An 18,834-nucleotide genomic window follows, 5' to 3' on the forward strand; every position below is an offset into this window, starting at 1 on the left:
CTAAAGGGTTTCCTTCGTGATATCTGGCAGTCTCGTAAGCCATCTGTATTATCGCTGTAGTCTAGTTCTAACGGTCGTGTGTTCTTTTAACCAGCGGCGGCAGGTTTCGGGTTGGTGAAAATGGAAAACATTTCGACTTCGTGGTTTAGGGTCACGTTCATCCCGAAAGTAGATTTCTACATTAGTCGCTTCATATAAAAAAGGTAAAGGTTCATCATCACCTACCCAACGACGAATGTTTTTTGTTAGTGAAGTAGCATATCGCCCTGATTGTTCTGCGACTTGCCCTAGATGGGTACCCTCTCGTTTTGCTTCAATAATACCGCAGGCTTTGCCATCTATAAAAAGCATGTAATCGGCTGGACCTGTGTCAGTATCCATTTCCCTGACGGCAATACCCAGTGATGCGTATAGGTTTAAGCGTTTTTTATCTTGAATTACCCAACCTGCTTGAACAAGCTGTTTATCTATTTGTATTCTGGCTTGTTGTTCAGGAGTTTCATTTTCGTGTTCCATACGGCCTGTTAGTCAGCTATGAGGATAGTTTCTAACAAATAATTATAGCCACTAATTTTGCTTTTGTATGCATCTTTAGGTGTCTATTTAAATGGCGGAGAGCAAGAGATTCGAACTCTTGATACGTTGCCGTATACACACTTTCCAGGCGTGCGCCTTCGACCGCTCGGCCAGCTCTCCGTAATTTGACAGTTCAACGAGCGTTGAACAGCAAGCTATAATAAAACAGCTTAGTGCTTATTGCAATCTATTCTTCTGCCAACGCTTCTAGTTCATCCCAGCGCGCATAAGCTTGTTGCAAATCTGCATCTACTTTGGCTAACGTCTCAAGGACTAAATTTACTTGTTGCTGATCCTGTTGATAAAACGCTGGGGCGGCTATGTTCTCATTAATTTCTGCCTGTTTATTTTCCATTGTTTCAATAATGGCAGGCAGCTCAGTCAATTCCTTTTTATCTTTGTAGCTGAGCTTCTTTTTTTTAGCTGTTGAACTTTCCTGGTTTTTCTCAAGTTTGGCTACTTGTTTTACAGCTTTTTCCTGCTCTTTTGCCTTTGCACGGTTATAGCTTAACCAATCAGTGTAGCCACCGACAAATTCGCTGACCACGCCCTCGCCTTCAAAAACGATAACACTGGTAACGACATTATCTAAAAACACCCGATCGTGGCTTACGATCAATAATGTACCTTTATACTCAACCAGCCTTTCTTCCAGTAGCTCCAAGGTTTCCATATCTAAATCATTGGTGGGTTCATCCATTATGATTAGATTGGCAGTTTTGGTAAATAATTTCGCGAGTAATAAGCGATTTTTTTCTCCACCCGATAAAGTTTTAACCGGTGAGCGTGCACGCACGGGTGCAAATAAAAAATCCCCAAGATAGGAAATAACATGCCGTGGTTCGCCATTAATCAACACATGATCATTTCCATCTGCAATTGAATCGGCCACGCTGATTTCAAGATTGAGCTCTTCTCTTAATTGGTCAAAATATGCGACTTGTAATTTAGTTCCTTGCTCTACAGAACCACTGTCAGGCTGCAAATTTTTTAATAATAGCTTCAGAAAACTGGTTTTCCCTGCGCCATTAGGGCCGATTAAGCCGATTTTATCGCCACGCTGAATCACAGTAGAAAAGTTTTTGACAATTGTTTTATCCGGATAGGCAAAACTGACATCCAGCATTTCTATGACTTTTTTACCTGAAGCTTCACCACTTTCCATTGATAGCTTACTGGTGCCTTGTAAACTGCGGCGTTGTGAGCGTTCTTTACGTAATGCTTTCAAGGCGCGAACACGACCTTCATTACGTGTTCTGCGAGCTTTGATACCCTGGCGTATCCAGACTTCTTCTTCGGCCAGTTTTTTATCGAACAATGCATTTTGCGTAGACTCTTCTTCAAGTGCGGCGGCTTTTTTAATCAGGTAATCTGCATAATCACCCGGCCATGAAACTAATTGCCCTCTATCCAGGTCAATAATCCGCGTGGCTAATTTTTGTAGGAAGGATCGATCATGGGTAACGAATAAAATGGCGCCTTTGAAACTAAGCAACTGCTCTTCCAGCCACATGATACTTTCCAGATCCAGGTGGTTTGTTGGCTCATCTAATAGTAAGACCTCAGGATCTACAACCAACGCTTTAGCTAATGAAACACGACGTTTCCAGCCCCCAGACAGGCCCTTTACCCGAGTTTCAGAAGGTAGGTTCAGGCGGCTTAAAATATTTTCCACACGTTGCTGTATTTGCCAGCCGTTATGCACGTCGAGCTTATGTTGCAAGTCGCCCATTTCTTTCATATGCGCATCCGTAAAGTCGGGTAATAAGGTCAACTCATGATAGCGCTTAATCCAGTTCCCTACTTCACCCAATCCACCTGCAACAACTTCATAAATAGTTTCTTCATCCGGGAGATGGGGCATTTGTTCTAATACCGCAATGCGTAATTCGGGCTTGTACCAGATTTCACCTTCATCAGCCTGAATCTGCCGCATAACGACTTTCATTAAGGTCGATTTCCCTTCACCATTACGGCCTAACAGACCAACACGTTCGCCATCTTCTAATTGAAATTCGGCCTGTTTAAGTATGGCGTGAGTGCCAAATGCAATTGAGACTTTTTTTAAGCGTAGTAAGGCCATGTGGTTTTATTTAATTTCAAATATTTGTTTAGCAACTTGCGAACAGAATCCGTGCAATATTTATGCAAAAAAAAGGTAACTACTCAGAGTATCTGAGTAGTTACAAAAGTAGATTGTACATTTCCAGCCAGGCACCAGAAAAGCAGGTATTTGATAAAAAATACCCTGATGGAACAAGCGTTTTTGTAGGATGGGCAAAGGAGGTACGACATGCCCATCATGTTTTCGTTGATGGGCACGGATGAAGCCCTTTGCCCATCCTACAGTGTTTATTTTGCTGTCATTACTCAGCATGTCTGAGTAGTTACAAAAAAAGGAGCTAATGCTCCTCTTTTTTTATCGAATTATCAATTTATCAGGCGGTCAGTTTTAGATACTTTTGATATAAAGAATCTTGTTTTTCAACCTTAGCCGGATCTTTATCGATACAATCAACCGGGCATACTTCAATACACTGTGGGACATCATAATGTCCGACACATTCAGTACACAAATCCGGATCGATAATATAGATATCTTCCCCTTGAGAAATTGCACCATTTGGGCACTCTGGCTCACAAACATCGCAATTGATACACTCATCATCAATAAGTAGTGACATGTTTATCCTCTATTAAACTTTTCTTTTAAATGCTGTAGTACATTTTCAGGCACAAACTCTGCAACATCGCCGCCCAGTCGAGCAATTTCCTTGATCATGCTGGATGAAATAAATTCATATTGTTCCGCCGGAGTTAGGAACATGGTTTCCAACTCTGGCGATAAACGTCGATTCATTCCGGCTAATTGAAACTCATATTCAAAATCTGATATCGCCCTTAAACCCCGCAAGACAACATTTGCACCTTGTTGTTTTGCGCAATCAACCAGTAAATTATCAAAGCCTATAATGTCTACATTGGTAAATTCAGTGGTCACTTGCTCTAGTAACTCAACGCGTTGTTTGATATCAAACAAAGGCGCTTTATTACTATTAACAGCAACCGCGACAATCACCTTATGATATAGCTTTGCCGCGCGGGCAATAATATCTAAATGTCCATTAGTAACCGGGTCAAATGTCCCGGGGTATATTGCCGTTATCTTCATTATTTTTTTCTAATCCAGGCACATAGCTAATGCGCAGAATTTTCTTAGCCAAATATTATAACTTGTAATAACGCGGTTGTGATGATTTTTTAGATTTATGCATTAATTTTTAGCTTGGACAATTTATCAAAGGGCAATGCTGTTGACTTAAGCCCTCTCTCGCTGGAGAGGGTTGGGTGAGGAAAATAAAATCATGCATTGATAATCCCCTCATCCCAACCTTCTCCCTCTGGAGAAGGCGTTTATTCTTAAGTCAACAGCATTGAGTTTAAGGCGGGGGAACTGAGGAAACTCAATAATCCATAGCTTAGGTGACAACGATTCCTGGGTTTCGTACCTCTACCCAACCTGCATTATAGCGTCTAAAGCCATACCCTACAGTAGCTAAGCTATACGCTCAAATAAATAATAGGCCACTTCACCGGCTGTTTTTTGCTTTAACACTCCCCAGTTTTCAGGCAGGTCAGTTAATTTGAGCTGACGTTCTACTTCTATATAAATTTTAGCGTGATTAGCCAACCACAACTTATCATCCAACCAGTTAGCTGCCTGGATGGCATAGCCTTTTGCAAACGGTGGGTCTAAAAAAACCAGATCAAATTCTTCAGCATTTCCGGACAGATAGCGAAAAACATCTTGCTGGACAATTTTAATCTTGCTGGTGCCGACTAGTTCAGCATTTTGTTTTAATTGCCGACACACTTTTGCGTCACTTTCCACCTGTACGACTGATTTTGCTCCACGTGAAGCGGCTTCCATACCTAAGGCCCCGCTTCCAGCATATAAATCCAGGCAACGGCTGGCTACAAGGTCATATTGCAACCAGTTAAAAACCGTCTCCCGCACCCGTGCTGGCGTGGGACGCAAACCTTGTACGTCAGGAAAAGGCAGATTGCGTCCGCGCCACTCTCCGCCAATGATTCTGACTTTATTACTCATGCCCACCGACACTAATGATTTGCAATAGATTCGTATTGATTCTGCGCTGGAATGCTGATTTGATCTGTTGCGTAGTCAGCCTGGAAACTTTACCCGAAAAGCTTTCCAGATAATCTAAAGGCAATTCATAAAAAGCGATGGTGGCAACATAATTTAATAATTTCTTATTACTATCAAAGCGCAACACGAAGCCTCCGGTCAAGTTTTTCTGAGCCGCAGTTAACTGCTCTTGCGTGGGGCCGAGCTTAATAAAATCAGCCAAGGTTTTTTGCATCACTTCGATTGCCATACGGCTTTGTTTATTCTGAGTTTGCAGGCCCATGGTAAACGGCCCCAGCTGCTCTAAAGGCGAAAAATAACTATACGCACTATAAGCCAGGCCTCTATCTTCACGAATTTCTTTAAACAATAACGAAACCAATCCTCCGCCACCTAAAATATGATTACCTACATATAAAGGAAAATAATCATCATCTTTACGACTTAAACCCGGCAAGCCAGCGAGAATATGCGTTTGCGTTGAGGGGAAGTTGATATGCTCTTGTTTAGCTTTAACGGGTAATTCTACTTTAGCTAACGGCTCGGCCTTGTTGCCTGGCTTTAACTGTTGGAACAATGTTTCTGCCATTTGCCTGGCCTGTTGCTCTGTTAAATCTCCAACTATGGCTAAAACTGCATTCTGGTTAATATAATATTGTTCATAGAATTGTTTAATATCGGCTAACTGTATTTCCTCCAGGGTATTAATTTCGCCTGCAACCAGATGCGCATACGGGTGTTCACCATAAATAGACTGATAGAAGGTTTTTTTAGCAATATAGCCAGGTTTTTCTTGCTGTTGCTTTAGCCCAATAAGCTTTTGCTGCTTGATGCGCTGGAACTCTGTTTGTGCGAAATTTGGCTGAGCAATGATTTGCACAAATGTATCGACAGCCTGTGTTAACAAATCAGCCTGAGTCAAACTACGCAAACCCACCCAGCTAGTATCACGATTACTGGAAGCACTATATTTTGCGCCAACTGCGTCAAATCGCTGAGCAATCTGGTCAGCATTCCACTGCCCTGCCCCCGTTGCCAATAAGCTATTGGTTAGAGATGCAATACCGTACTGTTTACCATCTCGCGCACTCCCGGCATCAAAAACCATACGTATATCTACCATAGGTAAGCCCGGGCTTTTGACAAAATAAACCTGTCCTCCCTGGCTTGTTTGCCAATGCTGAATGGGGGTAAATGCAAATAGGGAAGTACTTGCCAGACTAAATACAGCCAGGGTTAATAATTGATTAATGCGCATGACGAGCTCCCGAATTAGCATTAGCCGACATGCTCTGCGGCTCTAGATAGGCAATACTTAATTGTGATTCGACTAGATATTTATCTGCAACCAGACGTACTTGCTCAGCGGTCACCTGATTAATTTTCTCTCTGTATTGCTCTGATTTTTGCCAGCCTAGTCCGACTGTTTCAGCCATACCCAGTTTCATCGCCTGGTAAAACAATGAATCCTGCTCATAAACCGAACTCGCTAATACCTGCGCTTTAACTCGCGATAATTCCTGCGCACTGATAACTTTAGATTGCAAAGCACGTATTTCTGTTTTTAATGCAATTTCCATATCTAATAGTGTCTTACCTTTTACCGGTGTTGCTTCAAACATAAATAACTCTTCTAAACGACCGCCCAAATCGTAGCCTGCTCCGACTGAACTGGCAATTTGCTGTCCCCGTTGCAACCTGGCTGGTAAACGCGCACTGTTACCACCATCCAGCACTGCGGCTAAAACATCTAGAGCGTAGGCTTCCCATTCATCACCTACAGTATTTAAACTGGGAACTTTATAAGCCATCAGTATATAAGGAACTTTCGCAGGCAATTTAACGGTCATGCGGCGGACACCCACTTGCGCCATTTCCGTTTGTGGCTTTAAAGTTTTAATTTCGCGTTTAGGAATAGCTCCAAAATACTGCTCCGCCAGTTTAAATACCTCTTCGGCTTGTACATCACCCGCAACAATCAAGGTTGCATTATTTGGCGTGTACCATTGTTGATACCATTGCTGCAGATCATCAACCTTATAATTTTCTATATCCGACGGCCAGCCAATCACGGGGTTTCTATAGGGTGAACTGGAGTATGCCATGGCCATTAAATACTCTTGCAACTTGGCACGAGGATTATCTTCAGTGCGCATACGGCGCTCTTCCATTACGACCTGTAATTCTTTATCCAGTTCTTCTGCTAATAAATGCAGATGCTGCATTCGATCTGCCTCCAGTTCAAAGCTAATAGCCAGACGAGACTTTTCCAGGGTTTGAAAATATGCGGTATAATCACGCCCGGTAAAGGCATTTTCCCGCCCCCCGTTTTCTGCAACAATTTCAGAAAACTCACCCGCTGGATGACTGTCAGTACCCTTAAACATCATATGCTCGAGCATATGAGAAATACCGGTAATACCAGAAGGCTCGTAACTTGAACCCACCTTGTACCAGATTTGCGACACCACCACCGGAGAGCGGTGTTCTTGTTTCACTAACACCTTAAGTCCATTTGCGAGTACACGCTCCTGAACTTCTGTAGCATAAGCACTAGATGAATAAAATAATAACAATATTAAAAGACGAACAATCTTCACAGTTTCTCCCTAACTATAGAGCATAAAATGGCACCCTTCATATGGCCTTCAAAGTAGTTTACATTTTTGATGACCCCTTTTAAAATTGAATCCAGTTATTGTGGGGAGTAGGTTTTGCCTACACGTGTAACACTTGAGCTGTACGTGTAGGCTAAAGCCTACTCCCCTCCGTAGCAATCCCGACTTAAGGTGCAAAGTGTAAACTGACCAGTGAAAGATGCCCATAAAATATCAGTAAATGGTGTATTCTATCTCAGATAAGAATTAAATAAGTAAACAACGCATGACAAATGAAAAAACTAATATGACCTGGAAAAACTACCTTGAGTTATGCAAACCCAAAGTAGTGGCGCTACTGGTATTTACAGCAAACGTAGGTATGCTACTTGCTGTTCCGGGTATGCCGCCTATTGCCTTGTTTATATACGCGACACTGGGTATCGGCCTAGCTTCTGCATCCGCTGCTGCAATTAACCATTTTATCGATCAAAAAGCAGACGCTGAAATGGCGCGCACGAAGAATCGCCCGTTGCCCAAAGGTGACCTGAATTCTACTAATGTTCTGACTTTTGCAGCCATATTAGGCATTACTGCCATGCTGATTCTGGTTTTTCTAGTCAACACACTGACCGCCGTACTTACTTTTATTTCTCTCATTGGCTACGCCGTTATCTACACCGTCTACCTTAAGCGCATGACCCCGCAAAATATCGTGATTGGGGGCGCTGCAGGTGCAGCACCGCCTTTACTGGGCTGGTGTGCAATGACTGGCGAAGTTCACCCCTACGCTTTATTATTATTCTTATTGATTTTTGTCTGGACACCGCCACATTTCTGGGCATTAGCGATCGCACGACGCGATGAATATGCAAAGGTTAATATCCCTATGTTACCCGTCACTCATGGCACAGAATTTACCCGGCTACATATCCTGCTATACACCATTCTACTGTTTATCGTCACCCTGCTGCCTTACCTGACCGGAATGAGTGGCTTGATTTATGTGGTTCCGGGTAGTTTATTGAGCTTAGGTTTTATTTATTATGCGATCAAAATGATGCGTACTAAATCAGATAAAACTGCCATGCAAACTTTTAGCTATTCCATCGTATATTTGATGCTAATTTTTGCGCTATTGTTAATTGACCATTATTTTAAATATACGCTTAACTGATAAACATGAGTACTGCAATAGCTAAAGCTATTGCACTCCTTTTTCAATGTTTTTCGAAAACATGAATAATGACCACACCGGCAATAATTAAGGCCATACCTATCATCGCAGGAATACCAGGTATTTCCTTATAGGTGACTGCGCCAACTATAGCGACTAAAACAATCCCTAGGCCCGCCCATATTGCATAGGTAATACCCACTGGCATGGTTTTTAACACCAGCGTCATAAAATAAAATGATACTGCATAACCCACTACCACAATCAGACTGGGAATAACCCGGGTAAACTCGGCCGAGGCCTTTAGTGCACTTGTTGCTGAGACTTCAGTCACTATCGCAATAGCAAGATAAAGGTAAGCTAAGGTTTGTTGAGTCATGACTATGCAGTTATAAGTTTTACCGTTATCAAACAAAAAGTGTAACTACTCAGCGTATCTGATAGTTACGAAATTAGATTTTATATTTCCAGCCAGGCACCAGAGAAGCAGGTATTTGATAAAAAATACCCTGATGGAACAAGCGTTTTTGTAGGATGGGCAAAGGAGGTACGACGTGCCCATCATGTTTTCTATCCAGTTATAAGTTTTACCGTTATCAAGCAAATTTTTTCATTGATCATTACAAGCTTGATTTACGGTTAATGAAAATATCCTACCTTGAGTAATTTGTACCCAATTATTAACGGCTACTTTTATGATAAATTCGAGACTCTGTTATGACAGCATGCATATACACATCATGCTCCTGCATAAGAATATGCTCGAAAATCTGGCTGTCAAAACCCATAGCAATCAATTTACATTGCGCTGCCAGATGTGCAAACAAACGGTCATAATAACCAGCGCCATTGCCTAATCTACCACATTGCCGATCAAATGCAACACCAGGCACGATAACCATATCGATCTGTTCAGGCGATATTTCTTTGCCTGTTTCACCCCAGCGCTGTTGTGGAGGTTCCAAAATACCCCAGGTCCCCGCAGATAGCTCTGAGAAATCTTCTAAGTGCCATAAGCCCAGATGATTATCACCCTGACTATCTTTTGTACAATAAGGAATAACGATTTGCTTATCCTGCTTTTGCAACTCCGCCACCACAGTCTGATAGGTTTGTACTTCAGAGCGACAATGTAAATACCACAGCACTGTATTTGCCTGCTGGTATTCCTCCAGCGCAAGCACTTGCTGGCAAATTTTCTGGCTTAATCTCTGTTTATCCTGTTGCGTATTGCGCGCATCGTATGCCATGCGGCGTTGCATAGATTTACTCAGCATCGCTATAAGTAAGTGGACTGATCTGCTGGGTTTCGTACCTCTACCCAGCCTACATAGATTACTTTCACTGTCTATTTTCTTTACAAAGCAGCAATAATCGCATCACCCATTTCTATAGTCCCGGCTTTAGAATTCGGATTTAAATCCGGAGTAACAAATTCACCGGCATCAACTATTTTTTCCAGCGCTGTCTGAATGCGCTTAGCCGCTTGTTTTTCACCTAGATGCTGCAACATCATCACGCCAGCCATTATCACTGCGGCAGGATTCGCGATATTTTTACCTGCTATATCAGGTGCACTACCGTGTACTGCTTCAAACAAGGCCGCATCTTCACCTATATTTGCCCCCGGAATCAAGCCTAAACCACCGACCAGCCCCGCAGTTAAATCGGATAAAATATCACCAAACATATTCGTTGTAACAATGACATCAAACTGATGGGGGTCCATCACCAGATGCATAAGTACCCATGCAAAATTAATTTAACCTTTTATGCAAACTCTACTTTGTAATTCTTTCCAATATTAGACAGCACCTTAAATAATTCTTCCTGAAGAGAGGCATAGGATTCATAAGCTGAAAAAGGAAGCCATTCGTATTTTATTTTACGCCATATAATCTCGATAATATTTAACTCGGGTGAGTATGGCGGTATACGGTAAATGGATAGGTTTTTTTCTTTCCACCTTTCAAGGTTTTCATTAAATTCATTACTCGTATGAGTCGATGCATTATCAATAATAAGAGTTGTTGGTTTTTTAATCTGTTTAGCAAATTCATCAATACAAGCCACAACAACCGAAGTGTTTACACTCCCTTCAAAAACAAAAGAATCAAACCTGCAATCTCTGTTAACAAAACCTAATACATTAAGACGCTTGCTGTTTGAGCTTGGTATTTCAATCGTCTCACCTGACTGTTGCCAAGCATAAGGAACACAGGGTTCTAGTGTAAACCCCGACTCATCAAAGTAGCACAAATCAAGTTCATTCTCTTTATGTTGTTGTATTAATTCTTTTATTTCATCGGTTGCCAAATCAAATTTATCTTGATTACGCTTTATCCTTAAGGATTTTCTAACTCGTTTCCAAACAAGATCAGCTTGTTTACAAATACGTTTTATAGTATCAATGCTAACTGAAATGCCTAGATCTTCTTCAAATTTTGCTAGTACTGATTTTAATGATCTAGGAGATTTTTCAACTCTCTGGACTAAGCTTATTTGTTGTTTTTCAGTTAAAATACCTCGCCGTCCTCTTCCCTGACAGTCAACCAATCCATCGATTCCATTCTTTTCCCAGTTAGAAAACCAAGTGGAAACAGTTTGGCGGCATACGTTATAAATAGAACAAATCATGGGAACAGAATGCTCTTTGAAACTTAATAAAATAGCATGAGCTCGACTTCTACTTAAATGAAGTGGATGGTTTTTATGCATCACATTTAAAGCAGTAATTTCTTCTGGGAGTAGGTGTTTTATATAGAGCACAAACATTTAGAGTCAGCAAAATAATTGTTTATTATGACACCTTTTTTCGTTAAATTAATTTTGCGTAAGTACTTACAGGTCGCATCGATAATTTTTTCATCAAATTCAATTTCTGGATAACGTTCTGCGATCTCACGTCCCACGTCTAAAAACAAGCCCGACGTATATTTTAAAATATTTGCCTTATGACATAAGGTGATTTTTTTACGCTCATTATCTTGTGCATACTGAAAAGCATACTCAATAATCCGCTCAGAACCTTTGCGTGTGATGACCGCCAGGCTTTCAGCAACATCTTTTTCTTTAGTTAAATAATGTTCCAGGCCCATATAAAGCCCTTCGGTATTTTCTCTAATCACCACTATATCTATATCTGTAAATTTACTTTGCGCGCCTTTCCATGATCTTGCCGGGCGCACGTTTGCATATAAATCGTATTTCTGGCGCAGAGCAACATTAATACTTCTAAAGCCCTTACCCACGGGTGTCGTTAATGGGCCTTTGAACGCCACTCTATTTTTATCAATAGAAGCCAGGGTTTCATCCGGAATAGCCGTGCCAAATTGTTCATAGGCAGCCATGCCCGCATACGCCTCTTCCCAGTTAATTTTAACGCCCGTCGCATCAATAATTTTGACCGCTACACCCATAATTGATGGACCTATGCCATCTCCTTTAATCAGAGTTACATTATGCATTCAGATAGACTCCTAATAGTTTTCGTTAGAGAAATAATACACACCTTTATGTGAATTTGAAAATATCAATGTATTGAACTGGATTTTATTTTATACTTGCAGGCTGAGTTTTGAAATTGAGCCACGTTTACAGAGGATGCCATGACTAAACCGTTTATCTTACATATGTTCACCACCGCAAAAAATCTAAGCCCTTTTGATGTCAATATGGCAATTGATGCGGGATGGCTGGCTGCCATACCTTATATTAATGTAGAGCCGGGTGAAGTCTGTAGTTTAGTTCAAGATACGATATTTTCGCGTAGTCCTAAAGGATTAAAAAACACCGGCATATTTATTGGTGGACGCGATACCCAACAAGCAATGGAGATGCTTAAAAGCGCACAAAAATCCATGTTCACACCGTTTGAAGTATCTGTTTTTGCAGACCCAAGTGGTGCATTTACAACGGCTGCAGCCATGGTCGCTGTCGTAGAAGATACCTTAAAATCCAAATTTTCTACTGATCTGTCCGGTAAAACAGTACTTGCCCTTGGAGGCACAGGTCCCGTGGGCCAGGTTGTTGCCGTATTAGCCGCTCAGGCTGGCGCGAATGTCAGAATTATAGGCCGTCAACAGGAAAAAGCACAGCGCATCGCGGATATGTGTAGCCAGAAATTTGGCGGCGGTGAAATTAATATTCTCGCCGGCACTGATGCGGATAAGGCTGATTATATGCAAACAGCTGATGTCGTCTTTGCTACGGGTGCAGCGGGTGTTGAATTATTAAACGCAGCAATGATCGCCTCGGCGACACAGTTAAAAGTTGCGGCTGATGTGAACGCTGTTCCACCCTCAGGCGTCGCTGGTCTCGATGTTTTTGATAATGCTAAGGACATAGCTGGATCTAATAGCGGCGCTGTTGGTGTCGGTGCTTTAGCCATCGGTAATGTAAAATACCAGGTGCAAAGCATGTTATTAAAGAAAATGACCGAAGTTGATAAACCTGTTTTCTTACACTTTGAACACGCTTTTGCAATCGCTCGCGACTATATTAAAACGAATAAATAATCTGTGCTTATTTAAGCACTTCGCCTAACTACCAAGGAAAAAAAATGGCTAAAAGAAGCATATTACACATGTTCGACCCCATGCCAAATATCAGTCCTTTCGATGTCAATATGGCACTGGATTGTGATTTCGACATCTTAATGCCTTATGCTAATGTTAAGCCAGATAGCATGCATCGCCTCACCCAGGATGTTATATTTTCTCGTGGTCCCAAGGGTGTTAAACAGACCGGTATTTTTATCGGCGGTCGTGATATAGGCGTTGCAATCGACATGCTTAATAGCGCTAAAAAGTCCATGGTCCCGCCTTTTGAAGTCTCGGTTTTAGCTGACCCTAGTGGCGCATTTACAACAGCGGCTGCACTAGTCGCCTGCGTGGAAAAAGAACTAAAAAATAAATTTAATAAGCCGTTAAAAGACTGTAAAGCTCTGGTTTTTGGTGGCACTGGGCCCGTCGGTATTGCAACCGGTGTCATTGCATCATTAGCTGGGGCTGATGCAACCCTGGTCGATCATTTTTCTTGCGCAGAAGCAGAAGGTCTGGCCGAAGAATATAACCGCCGTTTTGAATGTAATCTCAGCGGTACTATAGCCACTTTTGATGAAGATAAAATTAAACTTATCGAAGATGCAGACTTGATTTTTTGTACTGCTAAAGCGGGCATACAAATCTTAAGTACTGAAGTATTAGGCCACGCCAAACAACTCAAAGTAGTGGGTGATGTAAATGCTGTGCCTCCAGCGGGTATTGCAGGAGTACAGGTCAATGATTTTGGTGCTCCGCTAGCAGGTACTGAGAATGCAGTTGCAATAGGCCCTTTAGCAGTAGGTAATGTTAAATACAAAGTGCAACACGCTTTGCTAAGTTCAATGCTTACCGGTGACAAACCTGTTTATTTAGACTTTATTACAGCGTTTGAAAAAGCCAAAGAAATATTAGATTCATAGCGCTACTTGTTGCCTGTAGACTTAAGAATAAGCTTCTTCTCCAGAGGGAGAAGGTTGGGATGAGGGGATTATCAATGCATGATTTTATTCTCCTCACCCAACCCACCAGCAAGAGAGGGCTTAAGTCAACAGCATTGGCCCTACAGGCGCGCGCAGTATTAATGCTGCAGAAATTCTTTACAAGGACTCTGCGCTTCTTCTCTATTGTCCTCAAATATGTCTAACACAGTTGCAATAACTTCTCGCGGAATGGTTGCAACCGGCGCAAAAACATAACGACTTGCTTTCGACTCCAGCGACTCCAGCGGCGCTTGCTCGACAACAGGGTCGATGATATTACCACTGACTTTTATAGGCACATGGGTATTAAATGAGTCTAAGAACAGAGTATTTTCAAAAATATTCTTTTTTTGTAAATTGTAATAGGCATTAATTGTCTCTTTGCCCAGATTTACTTCTTCATTCCCCCGAAGAAACAGCTTAGGCCCATCGATTAATAAAAGTGTTGATTTAGCAATACCCTGCTTAATACTATATTGAGCCAAGCCACATGATATTAGTATTTCACCTAAATCCTGCAAGCCCATATTTTGACTCTCATTAACCTGTCTAGCTAAGTGGTTATTAGGTTTTTACTGCCGCTTTGCCAGCCCTCTTTGTCCAACCGATCAAAATATCCAGATTTAAATCATAAATAGAGGAAATTTTTTGTATCGTATGGATATCCCCCGAGCCCAAGGCAATAAACACCCTGCCAACGTGCCATGACCTTTTAATCAAAGTGACTTAACTTCGGTTAATGTTAAGCGAGTAACCCCACCTTAACCCAATCATCCCATTCCTGTGGATAGAGCGGATCTGCAGGTGTTCTGACTCTCAGCTGATTATTGCCTGTGAGTAATTTTCCAGCCACCCGAATCAGATAAGTACGAAGTGTATCCGGCTCCCATTGGCACAACGTTTTGTTGCCACTCAATTGAGCCATCCAGCGCACGGTATTGTAGGCAAGAACGGCGCAATGAAATAATGCGGCATTAGCCAGAAATTGATTCGTTCTGATTTTACCTAAACCCATTTGTGATTTTGCTTCTTCAATCCATGTTTCGCACGTCGCTCGTTCACCATACTTCTTATGTGTTTGCCAAGGCGATAGAGGTTCAGTTGTTACATAACAAAAATAGTCATATTCTGCCGTATCCCAAAGCTCGGACTGAGGTCCTGTCACTTGTTTAGGTTGCTTTATCCTGACCGCGACAAACTGACGAGAGCGAGACCAGCCACCACAACGATATTGAAACTCGCTCTGCTCCCAACCGGGTCGGCCTTGTATGGCTGTCCAGGCCTGTTTGGCCAGCAATGCGTTCAAATTCTTAAGTTTAACCTTTATTAGATACCCATGCCCTCTGGTATCGAGAAATTCAAGCAAATCACCGACAAAATAACCACTGTCACCGCGAAAAATAATGCGCATCCGATTGGGCAAGTGTGCAAGTAACTGTTTGGTAAATTCTACAACACCATTGCTTGTAAAGGCATTGCCTGTCCGGAACCAGGCTTGTAAAATTTCTTTTGTTTCCGCTAGAAAAGCGAGTTGTGGATGGTATGAACGGGCACCTTTCTTTTTGGGGTTGAAGCCTTTGGCACTTCCTTCTTGTCGACCACAAACGGTGTCCACAGTTGAATCGACATCGACCCACTGGACGGATTGTATGCCAGTTTTCGATTTTCCGGAACGAAGCAATCGCCGCCAGTGTTGACCACGCAAAGTATGCGTGAGCGTTTCAAACTGGCTTATCTGCCTATCACTTACTTCTTTAAAGATCCGTAAAATTGTGGTTTCAACAGGAATCTTTATCCAGCCAGCTACTTTGCGCAGTACGCTATCTGCCCATACGGTCGTCACCTTTGCCATTGATGTTGCTCCCCCCATCATGCCAACCAACGTCAATAGAACCACATCAGATAAGTGATGGTCTGCATTTTCACCCCGCCGATGTGGAACGCTTTGTTTTACGGTTTTTTCAAAACCTATCCTGTCTAAATATTTCACGACGGGAATCAGTCCCGCCTGGCTTGTCAATCCATGTGCTGTAGATGTCATTTTTACCGTTCGGGTACGGTTTCTTACGTGAGATGAGGATTTTGATACTTTAGAGGGCTTCATTAAAACAATGAGATAGTGAAATCAGGAAAATGATATTATATCATTGTTTAATAAGGAGTTTTGTGGATTATTATGTATAATGCTTGCAGGATTTAGGTTTCATTACTAAAAATACCCTGACTAAAAATCCAGCCCATAGGGTTAAGAAAAACCAGCTCCAATTCACTTCGGCTTATCGTCTCATTCTCCAACACAACACTGAAATCACCCTTTAAACTGGAAGCAATTTCATGCATACTCTGCCCTACGCCTTTAAGCTTTGTTTCCACGCTCACTTTACCCCTATGCGCAGTATTCTTTTGCCCTAACAATTTGTCCAGCGGAATATTATTAGCCACTATACTTAAAGTCCATATGGGCTTAGCTCTAAGCTCTATAGTTGCAGTGAACTGTACACGTTCCCCGGAAAAATTAAAACTCACCGGGGCTAGAGATAACCTCTTGTCGCGTAAAAGTAGATGAATAACTAAGTTGTTGAGCTTATAATTTTCAGCTGTGAGTCGGCTTATTTTGAGCTTTAAATCGAGATTTAGATTATCGAAACCTTGTAAGGGAATGGGATCATAACTAAACAATAATCGGGGTTTGGCCAGTTTATCCTGCTGCTTAACTGGCACAGTGCTGGCTGGAAAAATACCCAGATCATGCAAAAACAAGCCGCTCGAAATGATTTCTCCTTTAATTTCGGGTTTTCCCTGAGTAAAAAACAACAGCAATTCACTATTTAACTTTGTTTTCCCTAAACTGGCTTGGCCTTTAAATTTCGCTTTAGTCTCCCCAGCTGAAATAAATTCTGCCACAGAATCAGAACTGAAAACCAGGACTGCATTTTCAGCGTTTAATAGTGATACATTGCCATTAATTGCTAATTTGCGTTTATTTAGCTGACCTGCAACTTGAACTTGTAATTGATCCTGACGATCATTTACAACAATAAGCAGCCTATCTAGACGATAGGCTTGCTTATCATCACCATATATCAGCTGCATATTTTTTAGTTCCGCATTCTCAATAATCAGCAGAGGAAAATTACTTGTTTCATTATCGTCATTCCGCTCTTTGCCGGATTATATGACAGCCCGCAAATTTTCCACCTGCAAATCGTTAATCAGTAAGGTGTTATCGAGTAAGGCTGCTAAAGTGAGCTGAATTCTAAAGTTATCTATATGAATGTAACTGGCATCTACTTTAGACTGGAGTTTTATTGCTGATGCAGACAGGATTGGGATTAATGAAGGCTGCAGTTCAAATTTCCCGTTAATGTCTAATTTATAAGTAGAAAAATTGTCTACAGCCTTGATTAATAGGCGCTTATAATCCTGATTGTCATAGCTACTTAAAATGTATGCCAGAATAGCAATTAATACAGCAGCGAGTCCAATTAATGGCAGCAGAATGCTGGTAATTTTAGACATTTACGATTTTTACATGGGCCCAACAGGCACAATTGGCGAAAATCACAAGGAAACTAACAGTAATTTTATTTCTTACTCTTCCCTATATATTTATTCCAGAGGAAGGATAAACCAATAAAAGCAACAGCGATGATAGCAATAATCCAGATATATTCATCTAAATAGGAAATAATCACCGTCGAAATGGCGAGTAGAATACCCAGTACAGAAAATTGCCACCCGACATGAATACCATCCAGAAAGGTTGATAGCGATAAAATCAGCAGAATCATCAGAGATACTGTTTCATTCTGAATCTGACCGGAGTGCAGAAAAGCGTACACTACCAGCACGGCAATCAGAGTACTGCCCCAATGAAACAGCTGCGATGTCACTAATCTGGTCTTAGCATGTTTGTCAGGCGCATTATGCCATCCGGTCACAATGGCTCCAATGGCAAAAACCAGCGTCATCACTAACCAGTAAGTATGCGCATCAGCCGGTGAAAAATTGGTGACTGCCATCTCAGCTATGGATAGCAGTACCAATGCTACATAAACTACTTTGTCCATAGTGGACATTTTATTCGCTAAAATACTCATGACTTCCCCTTATTTTTTTTAACCATTGGTCAATGTAAAGTGAGGCTTTAGCCCGCTTGTAATGCTCAAACGGCGGGCTAAAGCCACGCCCTACTTTGTGCTTATTTAATCAGTTGCTTTCTAATTTCATCTGCGATTTCCTGACTCAGCTTTTGTAGCAGGCGACTTTGCGCAGCGACATAAGCAGGATAGCCAGCAGCATCTGCATTTTCCTGCAGAACTGTTTTTTTGCTTACTATGCTTTTATCTTTGCCTTTTGCCGCCACTGTCCAGTCAACATTTAAAGTCACAATGCCACCCAGTGTGCCATCAAACTGGCGTACATTTACCAATACCTGATAATCTATCGGTAATAAGCTAATTTCCTGACTTAAAATCACCTGATCTGTAGGGACTAATGTGGAAATATTTTCTCCTATCACGCGCTGAATATCGCTTTGTAAATCACCACCCCAGCGGTTAAATTCATCTGCTACCAGCATATTCGGACCTATGCGCGTAACAATCTGCGACTGATCCAGCGTATCCGTAATAGAAACAGGACCCACTTTAACCGCAACGCTACGGTCTTCTATAGTCATTACCGATGGTGAATTATTACTAGGCATCGCGTCAAGAATATACAGTTTGGCATTAGGAGAGCTGCCGCAGCCTGTAAATAACAACGTTATTGAAATAAGCGATGCGGTAATAATAGTCTGTTTATTCAC

At 41.7% G+C, this 18,834-nt stretch carries 19 protein-coding genes, 1 tRNA gene and 2 pseudogenes; 3 read left to right on the forward strand and 19 right to left on the reverse strand.

Annotated elements, in window-relative coordinates; all coding sequences use genetic code 11:
- Window positions 1–48 precede the first annotated feature (48 nt).
- The 8 genes from ACQY3F_RS10600 to ACQY3F_RS10635 form a co-directional block, all read right to left on the reverse strand.
- Window positions 49–516 carry a hypothetical protein gene (locus ACQY3F_RS10600; protein WP_428354817.1) on the reverse strand — a complete coding sequence of 156 codons (468 nt, stop codon included), beginning with the start codon at window positions 514–516 and terminating at the stop codon, window positions 49–51.
- A gap of 92 nt (window positions 517–608) precedes the next feature.
- A tRNA-Ser gene (locus ACQY3F_RS10605) sits at window positions 609–696 on the reverse strand.
- A gap of 67 nt (window positions 697–763) precedes the next feature.
- Window positions 764–2,659 (reverse strand): ATP-binding cassette domain-containing protein, encoded by a 1,896-nt coding sequence (locus ACQY3F_RS10610; RefSeq protein ID WP_428354818.1) that lies wholly within the window; start codon window positions 2,657–2,659, stop codon window positions 764–766.
- Window positions 2,660–3,014: 355 nt separating this feature from the next.
- Window positions 3,015–3,260, reverse strand: a complete 246-nt coding sequence (locus ACQY3F_RS10615) for a YfhL family 4Fe-4S dicluster ferredoxin (protein ID WP_428354819.1) — start codon at window positions 3,258–3,260, stop codon at window positions 3,015–3,017.
- Between the two features lie 2 nt (window positions 3,261–3,262).
- On the reverse strand, window positions 3,263–3,748 hold the full coding sequence (gene coaD / locus ACQY3F_RS10620; protein ID WP_428354820.1) for a pantetheine-phosphate adenylyltransferase: 486 nt from the start codon (window positions 3,746–3,748) through the stop codon (window positions 3,263–3,265).
- Between the two features lie 384 nt (window positions 3,749–4,132).
- Entirely contained in the window at window positions 4,133–4,687 is a 555-nt protein-coding gene (rsmD, locus tag ACQY3F_RS10625) for a 16S rRNA (guanine(966)-N(2))-methyltransferase RsmD (RefSeq protein ID WP_428357664.1), read from the reverse strand.
- On the reverse strand, window positions 4,680–5,984 hold the full coding sequence (locus ACQY3F_RS10630) for a M16 family metallopeptidase (RefSeq protein ID WP_428354822.1): 1,305 nt from the start codon (window positions 5,982–5,984) through the stop codon (window positions 4,680–4,682). Before ACQY3F_RS10630 ends, rsmD begins: the two co-directional genes overlap by 8 nt.
- The gene (locus ACQY3F_RS10635) at window positions 5,974–7,326 is read right to left on the reverse strand and encodes a M16 family metallopeptidase (protein WP_428354823.1); all 1,353 of its coding nucleotides are present in this window, start codon (window positions 7,324–7,326) and stop codon (window positions 5,974–5,976) included. The genes ACQY3F_RS10630 and ACQY3F_RS10635 overlap by 11 nt, the downstream gene beginning before the upstream one ends.
- Window positions 7,327–7,609: 283 nt before the next feature.
- On the opposite strand from ACQY3F_RS10635, the gene cyoE reads away from it, so the two are divergent.
- Complete coding sequence (gene cyoE / locus ACQY3F_RS10640; RefSeq protein ID WP_428354825.1) at window positions 7,610–8,500, forward strand: heme o synthase; 891 nt, start codon at window positions 7,610–7,612, stop codon at window positions 8,498–8,500.
- 43 nt (window positions 8,501–8,543) lie between these two features.
- On the opposite strand, the gene ACQY3F_RS10645 is transcribed toward cyoE, so the two are convergent.
- The 5 genes and pseudogenes from ACQY3F_RS10645 to ACQY3F_RS10665 form a co-directional block, all read right to left on the reverse strand.
- Entirely contained in the window at window positions 8,544–8,879 is a 336-nt protein-coding gene (locus ACQY3F_RS10645; protein ID WP_428354826.1) for a DMT family transporter, read from the reverse strand.
- 301 nt (window positions 8,880–9,180) lie between these two features.
- The gene (locus tag ACQY3F_RS10650; RefSeq protein WP_428354828.1) at window positions 9,181–9,777 is read right to left on the reverse strand and encodes a 5-formyltetrahydrofolate cyclo-ligase; all 597 of its coding nucleotides are present in this window, start codon (window positions 9,775–9,777) and stop codon (window positions 9,181–9,183) included.
- An 80-nt stretch (window positions 9,778–9,857) separates the two neighbouring features.
- Window positions 9,858–10,241 (reverse strand): annotated as a pseudogene (locus ACQY3F_RS10655) (isocitrate/isopropylmalate family dehydrogenase); the annotation flags it as partial.
- A gap of 29 nt (window positions 10,242–10,270) precedes the next feature.
- Window positions 10,271–11,275 carry an IS630 family transposase gene (locus ACQY3F_RS10660; protein WP_428353111.1) on the reverse strand — a complete coding sequence of 335 codons (1,005 nt, stop codon included), beginning with the start codon at window positions 11,273–11,275 and terminating at the stop codon, window positions 10,271–10,273.
- A gap of 5 nt (window positions 11,276–11,280) precedes the next feature.
- Window positions 11,281–11,967 (reverse strand): annotated as a pseudogene (locus tag ACQY3F_RS10665) (isocitrate/isopropylmalate family dehydrogenase); the annotation flags it as partial.
- 141 nt (window positions 11,968–12,108) lie between these two features.
- Here ACQY3F_RS10665 and ACQY3F_RS10670 point away from each other — a divergent pair.
- Window positions 12,109–13,017, forward strand: coding sequence for an NAD(P)-dependent methylenetetrahydromethanopterin dehydrogenase (locus ACQY3F_RS10670; protein ID WP_428354830.1), 909 nt, complete (start codon window positions 12,109–12,111; stop codon window positions 13,015–13,017).
- Window positions 13,018–13,061: 44 nt separating this feature from the next.
- On the forward strand, window positions 13,062–13,964 hold the full coding sequence (locus tag ACQY3F_RS10675) for an NAD(P)-dependent methylenetetrahydromethanopterin dehydrogenase (protein ID WP_428354831.1): 903 nt from the start codon (window positions 13,062–13,064) through the stop codon (window positions 13,962–13,964).
- Window positions 13,965–14,122: 158 nt separating this feature from the next.
- On the opposite strand, the gene ACQY3F_RS10680 is transcribed toward ACQY3F_RS10675, so the two are convergent.
- From ACQY3F_RS10680 to ACQY3F_RS10705, 6 genes are all read right to left on the reverse strand, one after another.
- Window positions 14,123–14,551: a hypothetical protein gene (locus tag ACQY3F_RS10680; protein WP_428354833.1), complete on the reverse strand. Its 429-nt coding sequence runs from the start codon at window positions 14,549–14,551 to the stop codon at window positions 14,123–14,125.
- 215 nt (window positions 14,552–14,766) lie between these two features.
- On the reverse strand, window positions 14,767–16,128 hold the full coding sequence (locus ACQY3F_RS10685) for an IS1380 family transposase (protein ID WP_428352972.1): 1,362 nt from the start codon (window positions 16,126–16,128) through the stop codon (window positions 14,767–14,769).
- Between the two features lie 92 nt (window positions 16,129–16,220).
- Window positions 16,221–17,117, reverse strand: coding sequence for an AsmA family protein (locus ACQY3F_RS10690; RefSeq protein ID WP_428354834.1), 897 nt, complete (start codon window positions 17,115–17,117; stop codon window positions 16,221–16,223).
- Window positions 17,118–17,195: 78 nt separating this feature from the next.
- The gene (locus ACQY3F_RS10695) at window positions 17,196–17,543 is read right to left on the reverse strand and encodes a hypothetical protein (protein ID WP_428354835.1); all 348 of its coding nucleotides are present in this window, start codon (window positions 17,541–17,543) and stop codon (window positions 17,196–17,198) included.
- Window positions 17,544–17,608: 65 nt separating this feature from the next.
- Window positions 17,609–18,124, reverse strand: a complete 516-nt coding sequence (locus ACQY3F_RS10700) for a hypothetical protein (RefSeq protein WP_428354836.1) — start codon at window positions 18,122–18,124, stop codon at window positions 17,609–17,611.
- Window positions 18,125–18,225: 101 nt separating this feature from the next.
- On the reverse strand, window positions 18,226–18,834 hold the full coding sequence (locus ACQY3F_RS10705) for a PqiC family protein (RefSeq protein WP_428354837.1): 609 nt from the start codon (window positions 18,832–18,834) through the stop codon (window positions 18,226–18,228).

This window comes from Methyloprofundus sp., assembly GCF_965251085.1.
Lineage (GTDB): Bacteria > Pseudomonadota > Gammaproteobacteria > Methylococcales > Methylomonadaceae > Methyloprofundus.

Coding starts and splice junctions, on each gene's coding strand:
- ACQY3F_RS10600 (WP_428354817.1), bottom strand. CDS start 516: ATGGAACACGAAAATGAAACTCCTGAACAACAAGCCAGAATACAAATA.
- ACQY3F_RS10610 (WP_428354818.1), bottom strand. CDS start 2,659: ATGGCCTTACTACGCTTAAAAAAAGTCTCAATTGCATTTGGCACTCAC.
- ACQY3F_RS10615 (WP_428354819.1), bottom strand. CDS start 3,260: ATGTCACTACTTATTGATGATGAGTGTATCAATTGCGATGTTTGTGAG.
- coaD (WP_428354820.1), bottom strand. CDS start 3,748: ATGAAGATAACGGCAATATACCCCGGGACATTTGACCCGGTTACTAAT.
- rsmD (WP_428357664.1), bottom strand. CDS start 4,687: ATGAGTAATAAAGTCAGAATCATTGGCGGAGAGTGGCGCGGACGCAAT.
- ACQY3F_RS10630 (WP_428354822.1), bottom strand. CDS start 5,984: ATGCGCATTAATCAATTATTAACCCTGGCTGTATTTAGTCTGGCAAGT.
- cyoE (WP_428354825.1), top strand. CDS start 7,610: ATGACAAATGAAAAAACTAATATGACCTGGAAAAACTACCTTGAGTTA.
- ACQY3F_RS10645 (WP_428354826.1), bottom strand. CDS start 8,879: ATGACTCAACAAACCTTAGCTTACCTTTATCTTGCTATTGCGATAGTG.
- ACQY3F_RS10650 (WP_428354828.1), bottom strand. CDS start 9,777: ATGCTGAGTAAATCTATGCAACGCCGCATGGCATACGATGCGCGCAAT.
- ACQY3F_RS10660 (WP_428353111.1), bottom strand. CDS start 11,275: ATGTTTGTGCTCTATATAAAACACCTACTCCCAGAAGAAATTACTGCT.
- ACQY3F_RS10670 (WP_428354830.1), top strand. CDS start 12,109: ATGACTAAACCGTTTATCTTACATATGTTCACCACCGCAAAAAATCTA.
- ACQY3F_RS10675 (WP_428354831.1), top strand. CDS start 13,062: ATGGCTAAAAGAAGCATATTACACATGTTCGACCCCATGCCAAATATC.
- ACQY3F_RS10680 (WP_428354833.1), bottom strand. CDS start 14,551: ATGGGCTTGCAGGATTTAGGTGAAATACTAATATCATGTGGCTTGGCT.
- ACQY3F_RS10685 (WP_428352972.1), bottom strand. CDS start 16,128: ATGAAGCCCTCTAAAGTATCAAAATCCTCATCTCACGTAAGAAACCGT.
- ACQY3F_RS10690 (WP_428354834.1), bottom strand. CDS start 17,117: ATGCAGCTGATATATGGTGATGATAAGCAAGCCTATCGTCTAGATAGG.
- ACQY3F_RS10695 (WP_428354835.1), bottom strand. CDS start 17,543: ATGTCTAAAATTACCAGCATTCTGCTGCCATTAATTGGACTCGCTGCT.
- ACQY3F_RS10700 (WP_428354836.1), bottom strand. CDS start 18,124: ATGAGTATTTTAGCGAATAAAATGTCCACTATGGACAAAGTAGTTTAT.